The sequence below is a fragment of the Staphylococcus simulans genome (genome assembly GCF_025561465.1).
GTDB lineage: Bacteria > Bacillota > Bacilli > Staphylococcales > Staphylococcaceae > Staphylococcus > Staphylococcus simulans.
Window position 1 is genome coordinate 2,165,891 of record NZ_CP095100.1, and the last position, 18,833, is coordinate 2,184,723.

General features: G+C 33.3%; 17 protein-coding genes and 1 tRNA gene. 4 read left to right on the forward strand and 14 right to left on the reverse strand.

From position 1 onward, the window contains the following. Positions 1–33: 33 nt before the first annotated feature. The 3 genes from MUA87_RS10190 to MUA87_RS10200 form a co-directional block, all read right to left on the reverse strand. Positions 34–1,224, reverse strand: coding sequence for a phosphoglycerate kinase (locus MUA87_RS10190; protein WP_002481567.1), 1,191 nt, complete (start codon positions 1,222–1,224; stop codon positions 34–36). A 266-nt stretch (positions 1,225–1,490) separates the two neighbouring features. Next, positions 1,491–2,498 (reverse strand): type I glyceraldehyde-3-phosphate dehydrogenase, encoded by a 1,008-nt coding sequence (gene gap, locus MUA87_RS10195; protein WP_002481566.1) that lies wholly within the window; start codon positions 2,496–2,498, stop codon positions 1,491–1,493. Between the two features lie 53 nt (positions 2,499–2,551). Beyond that, positions 2,552–3,577: a sugar-binding transcriptional regulator gene (locus MUA87_RS10200; protein ID WP_002481565.1), complete on the reverse strand. Its 1,026-nt coding sequence runs from the start codon at positions 3,575–3,577 to the stop codon at positions 2,552–2,554. Positions 3,578–3,880: 303 nt separating this feature from the next. Between MUA87_RS10200 and MUA87_RS10205 the strand changes: the two genes are divergently transcribed. Beyond that, positions 3,881–4,105, forward strand: a complete 225-nt coding sequence (locus MUA87_RS10205; protein WP_002481564.1) for a hypothetical protein — start codon at positions 3,881–3,883, stop codon at positions 4,103–4,105. 44 nt (positions 4,106–4,149) lie between these two features. Here the strand turns inward: MUA87_RS10205 and MUA87_RS10210 are convergent, their stop codons facing one another. Then, complete coding sequence (locus tag MUA87_RS10210) at positions 4,150–4,944, reverse strand: hypothetical protein (protein ID WP_262550720.1); 795 nt, start codon at positions 4,942–4,944, stop codon at positions 4,150–4,152. 583 nt (positions 4,945–5,527) lie between these two features. Between MUA87_RS10210 and MUA87_RS10215 the strand changes: the two genes are divergently transcribed. After that, positions 5,528–6,430: a TIGR01777 family oxidoreductase gene (locus tag MUA87_RS10215; protein ID WP_002481562.1), complete on the forward strand. Its 903-nt coding sequence runs from the start codon at positions 5,528–5,530 to the stop codon at positions 6,428–6,430. A 350-nt stretch (positions 6,431–6,780) separates the two neighbouring features. Here the strand turns inward: MUA87_RS10215 and clpP are convergent, their stop codons facing one another. Then, the gene (clpP, locus tag MUA87_RS10220) at positions 6,781–7,365 is read right to left on the reverse strand and encodes an ATP-dependent Clp endopeptidase proteolytic subunit ClpP (protein WP_002481561.1); all 585 of its coding nucleotides are present in this window, start codon (positions 7,363–7,365) and stop codon (positions 6,781–6,783) included. A gap of 148 nt (positions 7,366–7,513) precedes the next feature. Between clpP and MUA87_RS10225 the strand changes: the two genes are divergently transcribed. After that, positions 7,514–7,585 (forward strand) — tRNA-Arg (locus tag MUA87_RS10225). A 749-nt stretch (positions 7,586–8,334) separates the two neighbouring features. On the opposite strand, the gene MUA87_RS10230 is transcribed toward MUA87_RS10225, so the two are convergent. Further along, positions 8,335–8,508: a VraH family peptide resistance protein gene (locus tag MUA87_RS10230; protein ID WP_142397730.1), complete on the reverse strand. Its 174-nt coding sequence runs from the start codon at positions 8,506–8,508 to the stop codon at positions 8,335–8,337. 549 nt (positions 8,509–9,057) lie between these two features. Here MUA87_RS10230 and MUA87_RS10235 point away from each other — a divergent pair. Beyond that, positions 9,058–9,768, forward strand: coding sequence for a DUF3800 domain-containing protein (locus tag MUA87_RS10235; RefSeq protein ID WP_262550725.1), 711 nt, complete (start codon positions 9,058–9,060; stop codon positions 9,766–9,768). Between the two features lie 1,099 nt (positions 9,769–10,867). Here MUA87_RS10235 and MUA87_RS10240 read toward each other — a convergent pair. The 8 genes from MUA87_RS10240 to tscA all read right to left on the reverse strand — a co-directional run bounded on the left by MUA87_RS10240 (position 10,868) and on the right by tscA (position 18,832). Next, entirely contained in the window at positions 10,868–12,760 is a 1,893-nt protein-coding gene (locus MUA87_RS10240; protein ID WP_262550727.1) for an SNIPE associated domain-containing protein, read from the reverse strand. Between the two features lie 549 nt (positions 12,761–13,309). Further along, the gene (locus tag MUA87_RS10245; RefSeq protein ID WP_262550729.1) at positions 13,310–14,368 is read right to left on the reverse strand and encodes a phage capsid protein; all 1,059 of its coding nucleotides are present in this window, start codon (positions 14,366–14,368) and stop codon (positions 13,310–13,312) included. Continuing rightward, positions 14,355–14,561 (reverse strand): hypothetical protein, encoded by a 207-nt coding sequence (locus MUA87_RS10250; protein WP_262550730.1) that lies wholly within the window; start codon positions 14,559–14,561, stop codon positions 14,355–14,357. The genes MUA87_RS10245 and MUA87_RS10250 overlap by 14 nt, the downstream gene beginning before the upstream one ends. A 912-nt stretch (positions 14,562–15,473) precedes the next feature. Next, a complete protein-coding gene (locus tag MUA87_RS10255) occupies positions 15,474–17,129 on the reverse strand; it encodes a DUF927 domain-containing protein (RefSeq protein ID WP_262550732.1) in 1,656 nt (551 codons plus the stop codon). Between the two features lie 4 nt (positions 17,130–17,133). Next, positions 17,134–17,991 (reverse strand): primase alpha helix C-terminal domain-containing protein, encoded by an 858-nt coding sequence (locus MUA87_RS10260; protein WP_262550734.1) that lies wholly within the window; start codon positions 17,989–17,991, stop codon positions 17,134–17,136. 82 nt (positions 17,992–18,073) lie between these two features. Continuing rightward, positions 18,074–18,349, reverse strand: a complete 276-nt coding sequence (gene tscT, locus MUA87_RS10265) for a type II toxin-antitoxin system toxin TscT (protein WP_262550736.1) — start codon at positions 18,347–18,349, stop codon at positions 18,074–18,076. Continuing rightward, positions 18,349–18,621 carry a hypothetical protein gene (locus MUA87_RS10270; RefSeq protein ID WP_262550738.1) on the reverse strand — a complete coding sequence of 91 codons (273 nt, stop codon included), beginning with the start codon at positions 18,619–18,621 and terminating at the stop codon, positions 18,349–18,351. The genes tscT and MUA87_RS10270 overlap by 1 nt, the downstream gene beginning before the upstream one ends. A gap of 1 nt (position 18,622) precedes the next feature. Beyond that, positions 18,623–18,832, reverse strand: a complete 210-nt coding sequence (gene tscA, locus MUA87_RS10275; protein WP_060804143.1) for a type II toxin-antitoxin system antitoxin TscA — start codon at positions 18,830–18,832, stop codon at positions 18,623–18,625. Position 18,833: the final 1 nt, after the last annotated feature.

The window sequence follows — 18,833 nt, forward strand, 5'->3', positions numbered from 1 at the left end:
ACGCTCCTTGAAAGTTTATTAATAAGTTACAACTTATTTGTCGCTAATTGATGCAATACCAGGTAATTCTTTACCCTCTAGATATTCTAATGATGCACCGCCGCCAGTTGAAATGTGTGTGAAGTCATCTTCGAATCCAAGCATCATTGCTGCTGCAGCTGAGTCACCGCCACCGATGATTGTAGTTGCATCTTTTAATTCAGCAATAGCTTCACAAACACCGATAGTACCTTGTGCGAAGTTTTCGAATTCGAATACACCCATAGGTCCGTTCCATACTACTGTATGCGCACCTTCTAATTCTTTTTTGAATAATTCAACAGTTTTTGGTCCGATATCTAATGCTTCTTGATCTTCAGGAATTTGATCGATATCTACAACTGTGATTTGTGCATCGTTTGAGAATTCTTTAGCTACTTTACCATCAACTGGTAAAACGATTTTGTTTCCAGCACGTTCTAATAAATCTTTAGCAAAGTCTACTTTGTCAGCTTCTAATAAAGATTTACCGATTTCATAGCCTTGTGCTTTAAGGAAAGTATATGCCATACCGCCACCGATTAAGACTTTATCAGCAACATTTAATAAGTTTTCGATTACACCGATTTTATCTGAAACTTTCGCTCCACCTAAGATTGCTACAACTGGTTTATCAGGGTTGTTTACAACGCCACCGATAAATTTGATTTCTTTTTCCATCAAGTCGCCAGCTGCACTTTCTAAGTGAGATGCAATACCTACGTTTGAAGCGTGTGAACGGTGTGCTGTACCGAATGCATCGTTAACGAATACATCTCCTAAAGATGCCCAGTATTTACCTAATTCTGGATCATTTTTAGATTCTTTTTTACCGTCTAAGTCTTCGAAACGTGTATTTTCAACTAAAAGTACTTCGCCTTCTTTTAATGCAGCAACTGCATCTTCTAGTTCTTTACCACGTGTTTGCGGTACGAATTTAACATCTTTGCCTAATTTTTCGCTTAAGCGAACTGCTACAGGTTTTAATGTTAATTTTTCTTTATCACTTTCTTCTTTAACTTTACCTAAGTGAGAGAATAAAACTAATTTACCACCTTGATCAAGGATATACTCAATTGTTGGTAAAGCTTGAACGATACGGTTATCGTTTGTAATTTCTCCATCTTTTAATGGTACGTTGAAGTCTGCACGTTCTAATACGACTTTCCCTTTTAAATCTAAATCAGATACATGTTTTTTTGCCATCAAAACTTCCTCCTTTGAATAAAAGCGCGAATTTATAAAATGTCTGTAATTTGAGGTTAGCATATGGGCAGAAATAATGCAGATATAAATACAGAATCAAATGAAATTTTTCATGTTTCTGAAAATATCTACTCTAATAACCATGTACTTAATGAAAATAAGCGGAGAAGCGTATGTGCCTCCCCGCTTACTCATAAGCTGGTCATCGAATTTCAACAACACATTACCGCTTGTTAAATTCAGACCTTAATATTATTGTTTATAGATTATTTTACGTCTTTGATAAGGTATTCTAAAGTACGTACTAATTGTGCAGTGTAAGACATTTCGTTGTCATACCAAGCTGCAACTTTAACTAATTGACGACCAGATACAGTCATAACACGAGTTTGAGTTGCATCGAATAATGAACCGAATGTCATACCAACTACGTCTGAAGATACGATTTCGTCTTCGTTGTAACCGAATGATTCGTTAGAAGCTGCTTTCATAGCTTCGTTTACTTCTTCGATTGTTACGTCTTTGTCTAATACAACTGTTAATTCAGTTAATGAACCAGTTGCTACAGGAACACGTTGAGCGCCACCGTCTAATTTTCCGTCGATTTCAGGAATTACTTTACCGATTGCTTTAGCAGCACCAGTTGAGTTAGGAACGATGTTTTCAGCTGCTGCACGTGCACGACGTTTGTCGCCTTTTCTGTGTGGACCGTCTTGAGTATTTTGGTCACCAGTGTAAGCGTGGATAGTAGTCATGAAACCTTCTACTAAACCGAAGCTGTCATTTAATACTTTTGCTACTGGAGCAAGTGAGTTTGTAGTACAAGAAGCACCTGAAACGATTACGTCAGAGCTGTCTAAAGTATCTTGGTTTACGTTATAAACGATTGTTTTAACGTCACCAGTTGCTGGTGCAGAGATTAATACTTTTTTAGCACCTGCGTCAATGTGAGCTTGTGCTTTTTCGTCGCTAGTGTAGAAACCAGTACATTCTAATACGACATCAATGTCTAAATCTTTCCAAGGTAATTTGCTTGCATCTGGTTCTTCGAATGATTTAACTTCTTTACCATTCACGCGGAATCCGCCATCTACAACTTCAACTTCTTCAGTGAAACGTCCTTGCATTGTATCGTATTTTAATAAGTGTGCTAACATTTCATCATCTGTTAAGTCGTTTACTGCTACTACATCGATACCTTCAACATCTTGAATTCTTCTGAATGCTAAACGACCGATTCTACCAAAACCATTAATTGCTACTTTAACTGCCATTATTATGGCCTCCTTTAAAAGATATTGTTAAAAAGTGAAGTCACTTTTTTAAACTAAATTGATTGTGATTGAACTATATTTCTTGCTGCGCCTTCATCTGTAATTAGAATTGTGTTCTTAGGAGCAATGGATAGATACGCTCTGATCGCATCTCCTTTTGAAGCACCTCCAGCTACAGCAAAGATATATTGCTTCGATACTAAATCTTCCATTTGAAGTCCTATCGTTTTAACTTTATGAACGATATGACCTTCGCTGTCGAAATAATATCCAAATGCTTCTCCGACTGCATTGTGATGTTGAAGCTTTTCAATCACTTGTTTAGACGAATGACGTCTATTTGCCATTTTCAGCGCATCACCAATGCCGTGGACGGTTATATTTGATTGTTTAATTATTTCTAATGTATTACGAACTGAGGGCTCTTGAAGCAACAACTCATATGTTGATTCACTGACATTGTCAGGAACATATAATGTTGTATATTCTCCGCCAGTTTGCTGTGCCATACTTGCTGCAATCGTATTCGCCTGATATACCACATTTTCACCTAAGCCACCTCTTGCGGGGACATAGAATGTTTTGAATGGTAGTACATGCATTGATTCACTCACAGAGGCCATTGTGGAACCGCCTGTGATAGAAACGATAGCATCTTCGTAAAAAGTTCGTTCTAATAACTGACCTGCCTGGCTGCCCATCTCTTTTTTTACAGCACTATCCATATCGGTATCACCAGGAACAACATAAACGTTTTTAATTTGATAGCGTTCTTTTAACAGTTGTGCTAGATGATAACCGTCTGAATACATGTCAAAGTATGATTCTAAGGATTCAATCAATTCATCGCCTTCAGGAGTTAATTCCATTCCTGTCGGTTTTACCTTGATTAATTCTTGCTTTTTCAACGTATTCGTTTCTGATCTCAACACACGTTCAGTCAAATTCATATATTCACTTAAACTTCTTCTTCCGACTGGCTGGTGCATTTTGATAGTAGTGAGTATTGTAAATCTCCGATACATTTTTTCGACAAGCTCAGGAATCAATTTCTGTTGGACTTTAAGCAAGTCTTCCACTACTATTTCCTCCTCTTTTTATTTAAGGGTCAACATGCAACCATGCTTTGACGTTTTTAGTCCCAGGTGGGACAAAAAAATAACATCTCTTACAATTGTCATAATACTATCATCTGGAATAAAAAGCAAGCTTAAACACTCACTTCAACTTCATTTAAGTAATATTATTGTGAACAACACTACCTTTACAAATATATTATACCCTTTTTCCACTTGAGAAATCATCTGAAAACCACTTTTTCTTATCATTATATTTTCAGTATTCCCTACTTTATAATGGATATGTACGAAGGAGGTAGTTGCATGACAAATAATGACCAACCTGAAGTCATTGATCCCAATGACCCTCGCTATAAAGATGATGATTACTTTAAACATAGTCCAAGTGAACACCAGCGTTCCCGCTTCGAACAGGATAGAAAAATAAAATATTATTCCTTCGGCTGCACGCCATTCGGATGCGGTTGTTTACCTGTTGTTGCGATTATCGCACTCGTTATCACTTGGCTAATCAGTTTTATCTCATAATGAAAGGACCACAGTGCTTTTGGCATTGCGGTCCTTTTTATGAATTAATCGTCTGACTTCTGTTGGCTCGATTGGCTTGAACTTGATTGGTTCGAGCTTGAAGACTGACTTGATTGTGTATTTTGTTGTGGTGCTTGTCTTTGCTGAGTGCTTTGTGATTCATTTACTGACCTTGACTGCTGTTCTTGCCCTGGCCTGGGCTGACTGCTTTGTTGTTGTTTTTCTTGCTGTTGCTGTTGCTGTTTTTGTTGTTGCTGTTGTTTTTGCTGAGCAGCTTGTTGTTCTCGTTGTTGCTGTGCTTGCTCTTTAGCTTGCTGTTGTGCTTGTTCTTGACGTTTTTGCTGAGCTTCTTGTTGTGCTTTTTGTCTTTCTTGAGCCGCTTCTCTAGCTTGCTCACGTTGTTTCTCTGCTTGTTCTTGAGCTTTTTGTTGTGCTTCTTTATCATCAGAACTATCTTTTTGTGGTTTTTGTTCTTTTTGTTGCGCTTTTTGTGTTGCTGCATTTTGACGGGCTTGTTCAGCTTGTTGTCTTTGTTGTTCACGTTGTGCAGCTAATTCATTTTGTCTTGCTTGCTCTGCTGCTTGTTGATCAGCAATTTCTTGTTGACGTTGTTCCTCTTCTTCTTTTTCTTTTTTGCGTTTTTCTGCCTCTCGTTTTTTCTTTTCAGCACGATCTTTTTTCTCTTGCTCTTCTTTTTTCTGTTGTTGACTGTATCGTTCGCTGCTCTTCTTGTTATTATCTACAAAAGCAAAAGTCGCAAATGCTAAACCGAATAATAAGAAAAATACGATTACAGCACTTAGTATCTTAGCGGGTTTGCTCATTTTATTGTTAGACATGTGCTCTCCTCTTTCCAATCCCTTTTCTTTTTCTATAAGTTACTTGAGTTACTTATTTTGATATATTAACTCATACCCTTTTTTACAACATCTTCACTATTATATCTGAGCTGTATTCATTTATATATCATAACATTTTCCACTAGGGTATACATTATTTTGCTTAGGAAACATTTTATAATTTCAATATTTATTTGAATGGGTTAACAGAAGGCAATTGGTCAAAAACCAAGTAAGATGATTAATTGATATAAGATTGTTATAATATACTACATCAACAACCGTAAAAAGACATGATAAAGGACCTATACGTTGCTCGCATAGGTCCAATACTAAAGGGAGTCAAAATTTCACCTTCGCATGTATATTATGGGGTATACTATTTTTAATTAAGAGATGTTTAATTAATTTCGAAGGTACTTCTATTATAACTTAGCTATAAGTGATTTAAACAAGATTACATAGTTTAAATTGACATATTAATGACTAAACATTGAATAAATAATGAATGTTTAGAATGTCTATAATCTATTGGGTTTCGGTATCCAAAACGTTGTTTAATATTAATGAGGTGAATATAAAAATGAAAGAATTTCTTATTACAGGCGGTACAGGTTTAGTTGGCAGTCATTTAGTAGATGCAATACACAGTACAGATTCACATATTACTATTTTAACTCGTCAAGATCGTCAAAACTTAGATGATAAGATCACCTATGTTAACTGGAGTAAAGAAGGTTGGGAAGATAAAGTCCCAGATCATATTGATATTGTGATTAACTTAGCAGGTGCATCATTGAATAAAAGATGGACAGATGAATATAAACAAACTTTGATGTTAAGTCGTATTCAAGCCACACAATCACTTTATGAATTGTTTGAACATAAAGGTAAGTTCCCTGGAATTTTATTCAACGCAAGTGCAGTAGGTTATTATACACCAGATGTGCACCGTACTTACACAGAATTATCAAAATGCGATCCGCATGATTTCCTATCTGATATCACATATCAATGGGAACGTTTTGCGCGTAAATTCGAACAACATGATACGCGTGTCATTATCGGTCGTTTTGGTATGGTGCTTTCAGATGAAGGTGGTGCCTTACCAACTATGGAATTGCCTTACCGATTCTATCTCGGTGGTAAATTAGGCACTGGTTTCCAATGGTATTCATGGATTCACATTACAGATTTAACACGTGCGATTCTTTTCTTAATCAATCAAGATGATGCTTCAGGCGTCTTCAATATGACAACACCTATTGCTGAGCGTCAAAACTTATTCGGTTATGCTTTAGCACGTGCAATGCACAAACCTCATGAATTATGGGTACCAAGTGCACTGTTACGCTTAGTCTTAGGACAAAGAGCAACGATTATCTTAGATACGCAAAAAGCAATTCCGAACCGCCTAGATGCTTATGGTTTCAAATTTGCATATCCTGACTTAAAATCAGCACTTGATAGTTTAGTTCATGAGTAAAAAGCTATATAATATATTTGTATTGTGAGCGCTTATTACTAAATGAAATCATAAAAAATTCGAGCGTTTATACAGATATAGCAAGTATAGTGAATGAAGGTGTATGAATGGATAAAAGCAGTCTTGTAACACGTATTTTAGTAATCATTGCTGGATTACTTTTAATATGTATCGGCAGTTTTTCAATGACGCGAGCTATCCCTTCTTTATATATTGCACTGTTTTACCTAATAGTTGGAATTATTATATTAGGGTGGACCGTCATTAACTTAATAAAACATTATAAAAGACAAAAATAAGAGTTCCGGAAAACCCCCGGAACTCTTTTCATTTCTATATTTAATAACAACTTATTTTTCAGGTTGCATAACTTCGTCGATCAAGCCGTATTCTTTAGCTTCATCTGCAGTTAAGAAGTTATCACGATCAGTGTCTTTTTCAATTTGTTCAATTGATTGACCTGTACGTTCTGATAAGATTTTGTTTAATTTAGCACGTGTTTTTAAGATGTGTGTTGCTGCGATTTCGATTTCAGTCGCTTGACCTTGTGCACCGCCTAGTGGTTGGTGAATCATTACTTCAGCGTTAGGTAATGCGAAACGTTTACCTTTAGCACCTGCTGCAAGCAAGAATGAACCCATTGAAGCAGCCATACCGATGCAGATTGTTTGTACATCTGGTTTAATGTGTTGGATAGTATCATAAATTGCGAATCCAGCTGTTACACTACCACCTGGAGAGTTGATATATAGATAAATATCTTTCTCAGCATCTTGTGCTTGTAAGAATAACAATTGTGATACGATTGAGTTTGCTACGTTATCATCAATTGCTGAACCTAACATAATAATACGGTCTTTCAATAATCTTGAGTAAATGTCATAAGCACGTTCGCCGCGATTTGTTGTTTCAATTACTGTAGGAATTAAATTCATTCTATTTCCTCCTTGTACTTTTATGAATTATCCTTATTTTAACCTAAAAGTCAAAAATGGTCAAAAATAAAACTCACACCTTTATAATATCATCATATTGACCACTCTACACGAGACAGGTACACTAATAATTGCATGTTAATATTTACCCCTCGTAGTGTAATGGATAACACGTAAGATTCCGGTTCTTGAAATGGGGGTTCGATTCCCTCCGAGGGGGTTACTTACACTATAATAACCTTTATTTAATGGTATTTTAAAATTTAATAGGGAAAAATTAAGGAAACGATAAAATGTATTCTATGATTTTCTCTACACTATCCTAATTAAATATGTTAGTATACATACGTACCTAAAAGGTACGATTAACAGTTTCTATGTTAATTTAACCAGCGCTCTTTTGTCTTTTGATTTAACCACCTATATAGGTGGTTTTTTTATCCTTCATTCTAAACTTATCACTAACAATAATTATTTGTTATAATAAAGATGTACCTAAAAAGGTACATCAACTTTTCAATGTTATATACAAAATTTTACAACCTTTTAAAAGCTATTAAATTCATTGATTAATTCTTGACACTGAGCTTTTCAACCAGTGTTTTATTTTTCCCAATTCACTATTTATGCACACTACAACACAGGAAGAATACGAGACAGCGCTGACTTCATTAGTCATCTATTAAGCCACTTCTCAATGCAATACACTCTCTCACCACAAAAAACCGCCAATTAAGGCGGTGTAATATACAACTACTTTTTATTTACCTAACATAATCGTATAGAATATAGTGAAGATATGTAATAATAACCCCCTTTTTATAAACAAGAGGGCTTTTTAGAATTTTGGATTTTTCGGAAATACTCAATTCTAGGCTAGTAGCTAATACCTATCTAGTTATTATTTATTCTCTATCTAATAATTTTAAACATTAAAGTGCCGGTAGTATTAAATAAGCTAATGCTATATTACTTCTTATGTACTTCTTCGTTAAAAAATAAGAAAGCGATCAAACCAAGAGGAATGCCTAAAAGGGGCGTAGTAAATATACTTGCTATAAAAACATACAAAATTAACATCCACACTTCATCTGACTCCCATTTCTTATTAAGTAAATAATGCCATATTTCTTTTAAACTCATAGAATAACCCACCTTTTTTCGTTTGATAAATAATAAACTCAACTATATATATATCATATTATCAATATAAATAAAATAGGTACTTCATTGTAGATTTAATTACTACTTTTTATATATACACCAATTTTCAGAGCTACACATCGTATTTCGTATAAGTAATGTGCAAAGAAATTATATTAATTTTTTGTATATGTACTTTTAAATGAAAGATATTAATTTTCGGACACCTATCATAAAAATATAAACTCACGCGCTTTATCAATTTATCAACTCAACATGCATTCACGAACTCGCCTTTACTATCTATATCTCGCCTTTTTTTGCCCTTTTTTGAAATGGTTAATGCAGCTCACTATCCTACATAATATTTCCTATGTCTCAACATAATTCAACTAAAGGAAACACAAACAGATATTATTATTTTCAACATCGCCAACATTTTGCCTCACCTAATAATTATAAACATAAATATATACATTAATAATGATGAATTAGTAAATAAAAGTTGCTATAATAGACAATAAACAAAAATATAAGTAGGTATAATTTATGATGCATAGAACTTTTTATGGCGATGAATCAGGATCAATATCTCAATCTAACCATTTTGAATGTAAATATTTTATCATTGGCATGATTTCGACATCAGAAAAGAAAAAAGTAAAAAGGGTGTTTAGAAAATCTAAAATTGATTATTTGAAGCACCACAACTTAAAGTTAGATGTTAAAAGCGAAATCAAAGGCTCTGAAATGCCTATTGAAATGAAAACACACATTTTTGAACAACTAATTAAAAAAACTGACATAGAATTCTATTATACGATTGTTGATAACCATTATTTAGATGATAGACTTAGAAGCAATCCCCATGTAACGTACAATTATTTGGTAGGTATATTTTTCAAAGATAATTTCAAACGTAATTTAAATTCTATATGTTTAATGTTAGATGAGAGAAATAAATCAGTGAAAAAACTAAAAGATTTACAAAACTATTTAGAAACCGAACTATACGCAGAAACATGTATAGACAATATTGAAGTTCAATATGTCAACTCCGAAAACAATGACTTAGTTCAAGTTGCAGATGTTTTTAACAATCTTATTTATAGTTATGCAACTAGATACATGAATGCTAAAAAGCCTTATCCATTAACTATTAAAGCAAAATACCTTGATTTATTCAGTGCTTTGAATGAAAGGATTATATGTATTACTAATTTCCCTAGTTATAAGTCAGAATATATCAAGCCTCACTAATAAATGTTTTTATTGTCACATGTGTAATATCATGATATTATATTAATAGGGTATTGCTCGTAATTCTCTAAAATGTGTGGTTTAGCCATAAAAGTGGCCTTCATAAGCTATCTGTAAGATAGCCACATTAGAGTTGAGGATACCATTCATACATATTTTTAAGGATAACTGCATTGACAGTTATCCTTTTTTATTAATATCTTTTCATGTACACTCCCCCCCTCTCATTGCTACTAAAAACTCAGAAACAACTCAGAAGTCGATTTTTATTCTTCCTAACGTCGCATTTCACGACACTTAATACTGTTAGTCTTTTTTGACTAATAGCTTTTAGATCACAATCAGACTTTTTTGTCTGTTTGAACCTAATCAACTTTGATTAAGTACAAAGTCATTTTTGAACGTGTACATTTACATTTTGTTTAAACTTTTTTGTGCTACCAATAATGTGCTACCAGAACTCAATATTGAGTTTTGACTCCCCTACCATTTATGTACCACAACTTTTAGAAACCTCTTATGTAAGTCAGAACTTTCATGTTATTATATATGTGTACCTTCAAGTTACATTGGTCATACAATCTTCTTTTTTGACGTTTTGAATAAGCCACTACACTACAGTGTGGTGGCTTTTTGTATATAAACATTCTTTGAAAGCATGTCTCAATTCAACACCAACTATTGAAGCTTTAGGAGCTAGCTCTCTAAAATTACTTTTTCAAACGAAAACAAGTTTGTTCAAATATTGCATGTCAGATTATTAAAAACCACCTCCTTATTACAGGGCGGTGGTTCATCAAATTTTCAACATATTGATAGATGTACTCTGATATTTGTTATTTTGATGGTTTACTAATAATATGACCTTCGTTTATTAGTCGTTTAATTGCAATGAGTTATTCTAACTTACCTACTATTCCTTTTCCAATACAATATAAAGGCTCTCTCAGCTTGTTAAAATTGTTAAAACCTATGTTTGCAGCAGTGTTTGTATTACCTCATTCAATATTGTGCTAATCTATTAAATTAATAGTATTACTTCATCTCTATATTGTTCACTCACCTTTTCACTTACCGTATTCATATAAATAATGATTGTTTAATAATCAATATTCAATTCATCTATATTTTGACTTTGCCAGTATTGTTCTGCTACAGGTACTTTAATAAATTCAACTGTATTATTATGGTTTTCTTTAACAACTTGCTCTATTTCATCAATATTGACTTTAAAGAATTCTTTTCTATGGTTTACCTTATTGACTTCTCTATCTCTAAAGTGTTTATGAAGTACATTCTCTAAATTAGGTGCATCATCACTAAATATCATAGCATGAACATCAAATTCAAATGGAACAGAAGCATCCCCTAACTCTTTAACTCTGTCATATGGTTCTAATCGTCTAGTAACGCCTATCTTATAAATATCCTCACCAAATGAACCAATATTAGATATGATATAAACATATCCAGCTCTAGTATTGGCTTCACGTTCAAGCACATTCTTTTTATCTTCTTCTAATTCTTTGATTTTGTTTTCTAACTCTTTGATTTTATCAGCGTATAACTCTTTCTCAATGTCGCTTTGTGATTTTTCAAGACGTTTGAACAATGATCTAACTTCATTACTGAATTGCGTTTCCTCTTTTTCGATTTTCTTCTTCTCTTGTTCTATTTCACGTTTTACACGTTCTTCTTCTTTAATCTGTTCTTTGATTTCATGTTGAAGTTCTTTTTCTTGTTGGACTTTAATTTGATACTGATAAATTAAATTTAATTTCTCTAGTTTCTTTTCTAAGTATGGTTTAGTAATCTCTACACTATCGACACTATATATCTTATTGAGTGTTTCATATGCTCTTATTATTCTGCTATGGTAACTTTCATAGTTTTTAGCTGTCACATTGCTTAACATATAATCACATTCCGTATTGAATGAACGCAATATTTGCTTCAATTGAGCATTGACTATTTTCTTTTCATCCTCGTACCCATAATAAATTGCTGCGTCACCGTCTTTAAACATTTCCTTTTCCTCTAATGTGAGCATACCTAATTTATTTTTCAAGTCATGGGAAGTTACATCTTCCTCAAAAGCACTTACAAAGACTTGCATTATATCTTGGTCTTTTCTTAATTGTGTTAACTCTCTTTGAATAGCCCTTTTCTCTTTTCTTTTTGCTGATAATTCGCTTTGTGCTTGTTCTAATTCATCTTGTCTTATACTAAGCTCTTTCTCAACTTTTTCTTTTTGTTCTGAAATACTGTTGATTTGTCTTTCTTTAAAGCGCAGCAAGTCCTTTTCCAATTCATTTTGTTTATTATCATATTCTTTAACGAGGTCATTGTAACGTGTTCTTTGTTGGTCTACTTTTTCTTTCACCTCATTATATTTACTTTCTATATTCGCCAGTCTTTCACGTTCCATGTTCTTTAAATTAGTTCTGATTTTTTGCTTCTCTTTCAGATAATATTCAATTTCAATTTCTAGTTGTTGTATTTCTTGTTTGTATTTAGCTTTCATTTCTTTAAAAGAAATCAACTCTTGTTCTTTCCACTCATTAAATTCACTTTTGTCCTGATCTAACAACTTTCTTTTTTCTTTGTTGATATACTCTGTTTCAGCTTGTTGCCAAACTTCAAATTTCTCTTTTTTAATTCTATGTTCATAAGTAATTTGGAAGTAAGTAATCAATAAGTCAGGTTCATTTTTATCTTTAAAACTAATTTCTGCATAATAACCATTGCCATATATAAGCGTGAGAACCGCACTTCTAATCTTGTTTACCTTTTCATATTCTATAATATCGGTAATAGGAATACGATAGATAAACTCCTCTTTAGCTTTAATAAATACTATATAGTCATCATTCACAAATAGCGAACCGTTATAATCTTTATTCTGATATGTAAAAGATACTTTAAAACTCATCAAAATACTCTCGCTAAATTTTTGAGAATATGCTTGGTAATCCTGTTCATTATAGTTCAATTTATCCACCCTTTGCTTTTGCTCTATTTAAAAATAGTATATGAATTTAAAATTAGTATGTAAATAAAGTAGTTAAATATTCCAAATAAGTATAGTAAAAGCACTAACTATCACAATAGCTTATGATTATCTTTATTTAAAATAGATGTCTAAACAGAAAAATACCGTGTATTAATACAACTTTAGGAGCTAGCTCTCTAAAAGTGCTTTTTAAAATTAAAACACGTTCATTCATATATTGCATGTTAGATTATTAAAAACCACCACCTTTTAATAAGGCAGTGGTTCATCTTTTTAAGCTTATTTTTAAATTAATTTTGGACTGCAAAACGCTTAAAGTCATATTTCTGATATTTTGTCATTACTTTTAGAAGGTAGAGGCCATATAGCTATACTTTTTTGAATAGATTTATCCCTTTTAACAACTGAAAAAATAAGTCTAGTTACCCCCCTTTCATGAAAATTTTCGATTGATTGCGAGCGATGGGCCCCCGTCGGTCCCCGACGATTTTTATTTTTTCTTCGAGGGTAGGGGGGATTATATAAAAATTAATTGATTTTAACGATACGTAATAACTCCGCAACAACTTTGATATCAAATACATAGTTCAACGAAAATTGGTAAATACCTTTAAATGCTTGTTTCTTTTTATTGTACATAATAGGTTCATATTTAGCATACACAGCATGCGCAAAGTCTCCTACAAAAATATCTTGTGCATCATCTGTAATTACTACGTGAGATACATTAAACAGCTTGTTTAAATCACCTGCAAGCGCACCTAATCCCATCTGTGCTAACTCTTTGATTAACTTATCATGATGATCTGTATTCATTACAATTGATACATTACGTCTGAATGTTTGTGGTATATCTTTCATCGCCTGTTTGATACCATCATACATTGATGTGTTACTTACTTCTTTGATTCCTTGATTGTAAAGTGATAGGTCTTGGTTATCTTTATCAATCAAACCACTAGCATTGTTCTTGTCTAAGAGTAGTGTTGTTTCATATGCAACACATTCATTAATAAATATTTCTTTAAGTAACTCATCTAATGTTCTATCCGAGCCATGCACTACACTATCTGATACCTCTGTATAGATATGTCCTTCACGTCTATCAAAATATTTACTACTTCCATTAAGTGATAGTTCTATACCATTCGTAGCTAACTTATCTTTAATGTACGTTAGTGTAGGTAATGTCTCTACATGTTCATCATTCGTAATAGTAATCACATCACGTAATGTTTGAGGTAACTCGGCATTGACTAATAATTCATTGAATACTTCTTTACGCGCAGTCGGTAACTCTTTAATGTTAAAGTTATTTCCACTACTTACTAATTGTTTTGTTAATGTACCTACCCATGTATTGCTTGATTGATTTACTCCATTCATATTTAACACTCCTAATAGTTTATTGTTAATTTGTTCTGGTGATAATACTTCTGATTCTGTAATACTTAATGTCTTTAATCCTTGCTCAATCAATTCCACCTCTTTACCAATATCCTTTTGATACAGTCTGGCATAACCTTTAATATCCATATCATCAAAGCTAGATAGTTGATATCCGAATTGTTCTTTAAAACCTGTCATTTACTTCATCTCCTAATTTGATTTTAGTATAAACAACAAAACCATATATACGTTCGTTGTCTTTATCTTCTTCATAAAAAATAAAATTATAAAGAAAGTATTCATCTAATAATTTAAAGTACTTATTTAATAATTCATTCCTATTGTTACACTTAAATATACGTTTAACAGATTCATTTGCAGGATCTAACATGTTGTACCTCTCTTCTTTTAATCTGATAAATATACATTTTAATAAGTTCAAAATCATCACGCTTTCTTGCGTATCGTTGAACTGCTTTATTAATATATTTTGTATTCATTAAATGTATTGGTATCGGTGAACGTTTAACTATTAAATATGCAATACGTTTATGGTTCACTTAATCACCTTCTTCATTTTGATAATGAAAATGTTTTATAGCTTACATCCGCATTGATATAAAAGAGAATTCTAAAAAATCCTAAATTTTTATTTAAGTATGTGTTGATCACACTGTTCTTTGTATCTCTTTCTAAAAACTGGATTAACTCTTTTCTATGAAAATCTTAGGAACAACATCAACCACTATCCAACCTCTCTCCCTTTCATAGTCTTTAATGAATGCTACATTAATCAACTACTATCAAGATACTTGAACTTCATACTATCCCTCCTAGTTAAATAGAATGGGCACACATCAGTACCACTCATTTTTTGAAGTATATATATTTATATCTATTGATAATGTTTAAACAAAAATGTACGTGTACAAAAACTATTTATACTATTAATAAAAAACGTGGTACTTGTGGTACTATCTGCCGCTATATTCTAAATGAAATTGATAAGGGTAACACTTGAGTAACACTCGAGTAACACGTTTTTCAAAGTGCTGTGTTACTGCTTGAAGCTAGTCATATCAAGTCGTTTCATTATTTGGTAACACAAGTAACACGCTTTTTCTAACCCATATATACGTATATAAAAGGTATATAGTAAATGCGTAACTCTCTATATTTGGATATGTTTATAAAATATGTGTTACTTGTGTTACCGATTAGTTATATCCCTTGTAGCACAAGCATTTGAGCGGTAACACATTATGCAATATCATGTGTTACCAATGTGTTACTTGTGTTACCGTTAATAACTTGTTTTTTTAAAATCAAAACCTAAATCTTCAATTACACTTGTCTTTATTGCATAACCACGATATAAACTGCCTTTGTTTTTTACTTGCTTTACAATTCTTTCGTTTCCAGTTACAAGATATCCTCTTTCTTGCCACTGCTTAGTGATAGAATGTAATTCATGCCCAAGATGTTCTCTAACAGTATTTGTAAGTACACATAAGTAACCTTTATTAAATACTGCTTTGACCGTTCCGTTTAACACTTCACCATAATTTGCACCAGTGATATGGTTTCTATCACTATCCAACTTTTCTAGTAATTCTTCTAGTAACTGCTTAGGCTTATCAATGTTCTTATTGGTTTCCAGCATTTTATTATAGGTTCGGTCTAACGTGGTGTAGGGATCATGTTGAAACCCTTCAATATCATTGATGATTTCACCAGCAACCTGTAACAAAGCGAAAGCCCTTCCTATTCTTGCAACAATTTCATTTGTTCCAGCTTTTTCAATAAGTCGTTTCTCATGGCTTTTAAATGAGTTGTAGTAGCTTTCTTTGTTTTTACGGTATTGTTCTATGAAAGCCATGCCTAACGTCCCGTAATGCTTGTTAATGCCCTCGTATAAGTCAATAAAAGATACTTCACTATTAAACGGGTCATCTTGCAATGTAATAACCCTAGCGCCGATACCAGCTTTTTTATTGCCGCTATCCGCTAAAGAGGTTTCACCTGTGGAAAGCATAATGTTTTGCCATGTTCTCTCCACTTCAATACTCGACTTGTTACCACGACCTTTTTCACGGCCACCGCTGAATTGATATATAACATCTGGTATCATATAAGGGTTCGCTTTTCTTGAGTCGTCTAAAAGAAGCGGATAGCTGTTTAAGAATGCTGATTTACGTTCAATATTGACTCTGGTTGTATTCCATTCACTAATAAGGTTTGAAGTTCCCCACACACTGCCAGCCACCTTTAAAGCGGTTGTTTTGCCTCGTGAACTAGCCCCGCTTAAATCTACGATAAACGGTTCTACATCAAAGTCATGCAGCAATATCGAGCCACAAGACGCATACAATAACATCATTGCGGGATAAGAATTGGATATAAGGTTAAAAACATTATCAGCGTATCCTTGCAATGTTCCTTTAGTCTTGAATTGGTTCGCAATTTTTTTATAACCCTGTTCATGAATCGTCAACTCAATTTCGCTATCCAACGGATGTACAAAGTATTTACCTACATGACCTAATCGAGTGACTATATTTGTTATAGGCAACGGGTTCAGTCGCATATACATGCTTATATAATTAACAAGATCAGTACGATTTGTAGTGTTTACATCTAAACCTCTGCTAGCTAGTCCGATTAAGTGTGTAGCGTCTGCTAAATCACGAGCGAACACGGGAAACTGGTAAGTTCTTCCGCCATTATTAAAGGTCATTTCATAAGTAAACTCGTTTGTTTCAATATCTTTATACTTTTTAGTAATAAATGGCGGTGTTGAAGTGATTAAAATTGGAACAACTTGCTTATCGTCACCTCTACCTTTTTCCACCATTTTATATAACCAGCCATTATCACGTACTTGGTAATTAGTTGGTATACTCTCGGCGGCATTACTATCATTGACGATTTCTGTAATTTCTGTGGGTAGTTCGGCCATTTAATCACTCCTTTCGCGTGTGTCTCAAATAAATACTTTTAAATGTCTTGATAATTTCTTTATCTTCAATAGGCGGCGTACATTGCTTTGCCCAACCATAAGCCAAACCATATACAAGGCTAGGATCTACATATCTACGCAATAAATATCCGATAATTTGTGTTAATACTGTGTTTCGTTCACCAGCACCTACCCCCATACAGACACTCTGCCAATGTTCAGCACTATGCTTTTTATGATATGAAACGGTAATAGGCTTACCCTCTTGTTTAAACTCGTTGGCCCAACCTTCTATAGTAGGAGAATCCAATATTGGAGCGTCATTGAATCTATATACAAACGCACGGTTTTTATCTTTTATAACGGGTAATGCCATTGCTCTGCTAGGTTGGTATGAACCCTCATCTACTTTATGACCTATCTTAGAAGCTAGCACCTTTGTATACTTTCGATACTCTTCGCCGTTAATACGTTTATTTAAGGGAATAAATAAGCGTAATCTAGGGGCTTCTGTGTGGTGGCTATAACTTGTATGCCAAAAGTAAGCAAATGCTCCTAAATGTGCTTTAAATGCCTCATTTAATGCCTTTAAATCAGAAATTTCATCATAATCTAATACCAATACATCTCGATAGATCACATTATTATCTGCACGGTATTTTTTACCTTTATCACTATCCGCAAGGTCACCATAAACGGCAACTCCGCGACTATATTTATTGGTATTTATTTGTGGTATAGCTAATCTATTAATAAGCTCACTCCACTTAGGTTGTGAGAATTGTTTAAAAGAACCAGCGTCTAAACTGTCATACCACACCATACTCACTTGAGTATCATATTCCAAATTAATTTTATTCATTTTGTCACCTCTGATGAATACCAGAGCAAAAACTGCTATAATATAGTTATAGAGTTTTGTTCGCTCTGGTATATTGTTATTTTTACGCGTTATCTGATTCGGTCGTCAAACTTTCGTCAGATAGCGCTTTTTCTAATTCTTTTGTGTACATCTGCATTAAATCAATCGCTTGAGTAATCTGAATACGATGTTCGTGATATTTATAACCATGAATTTTAAGTTCTTCTTTGTTTAATTTATGATCAGAATCATGTGTAAAATATTCCTGTTCAAACCACATAAATGTTATAAGTAAGTCCTCAAACTTTCCTTTAATGATTTCAATTTCATTTAGTAAGTTAGCTATTTTAAAATTCATTATTCGTTCTCCCCTTTGTCATTTAGTAGTACATCGAGTTCGTCCAAGTATGTTTTTGTGTTTTTCTCTTCAATTTCCAGCTCGTCCCTAATCATCATTTGGAATTTCTCGAACGCTTCCACATCGTTTTCATCTGATAATTGTGTCACCATATATAATGCTAATGCGTCTAACATTTCCTGATGTGCAATAGCACGACCTAGTGCATATTTGCTTTCACCATATTTAAGCGTTATTTGTTTCATTTTCTTTATATTTTCTGAAATATCCATTTTAATTTTCCTCCACAATTTCAAAGTTATTTTCAATCTGCTGTACCGCCCACTGAATAATTGATTCTAAATGTTTCTCACGGCTCACAGTTTCATACCATTCATTCACGCCATCTTTAATCTTATGTTTGTACTCGGTTGCTACATCGTCACTTACTGCAATCAATGTATTGTAAATGTCATCAAGCACTTGTATTTGTTGTTCGTTCATT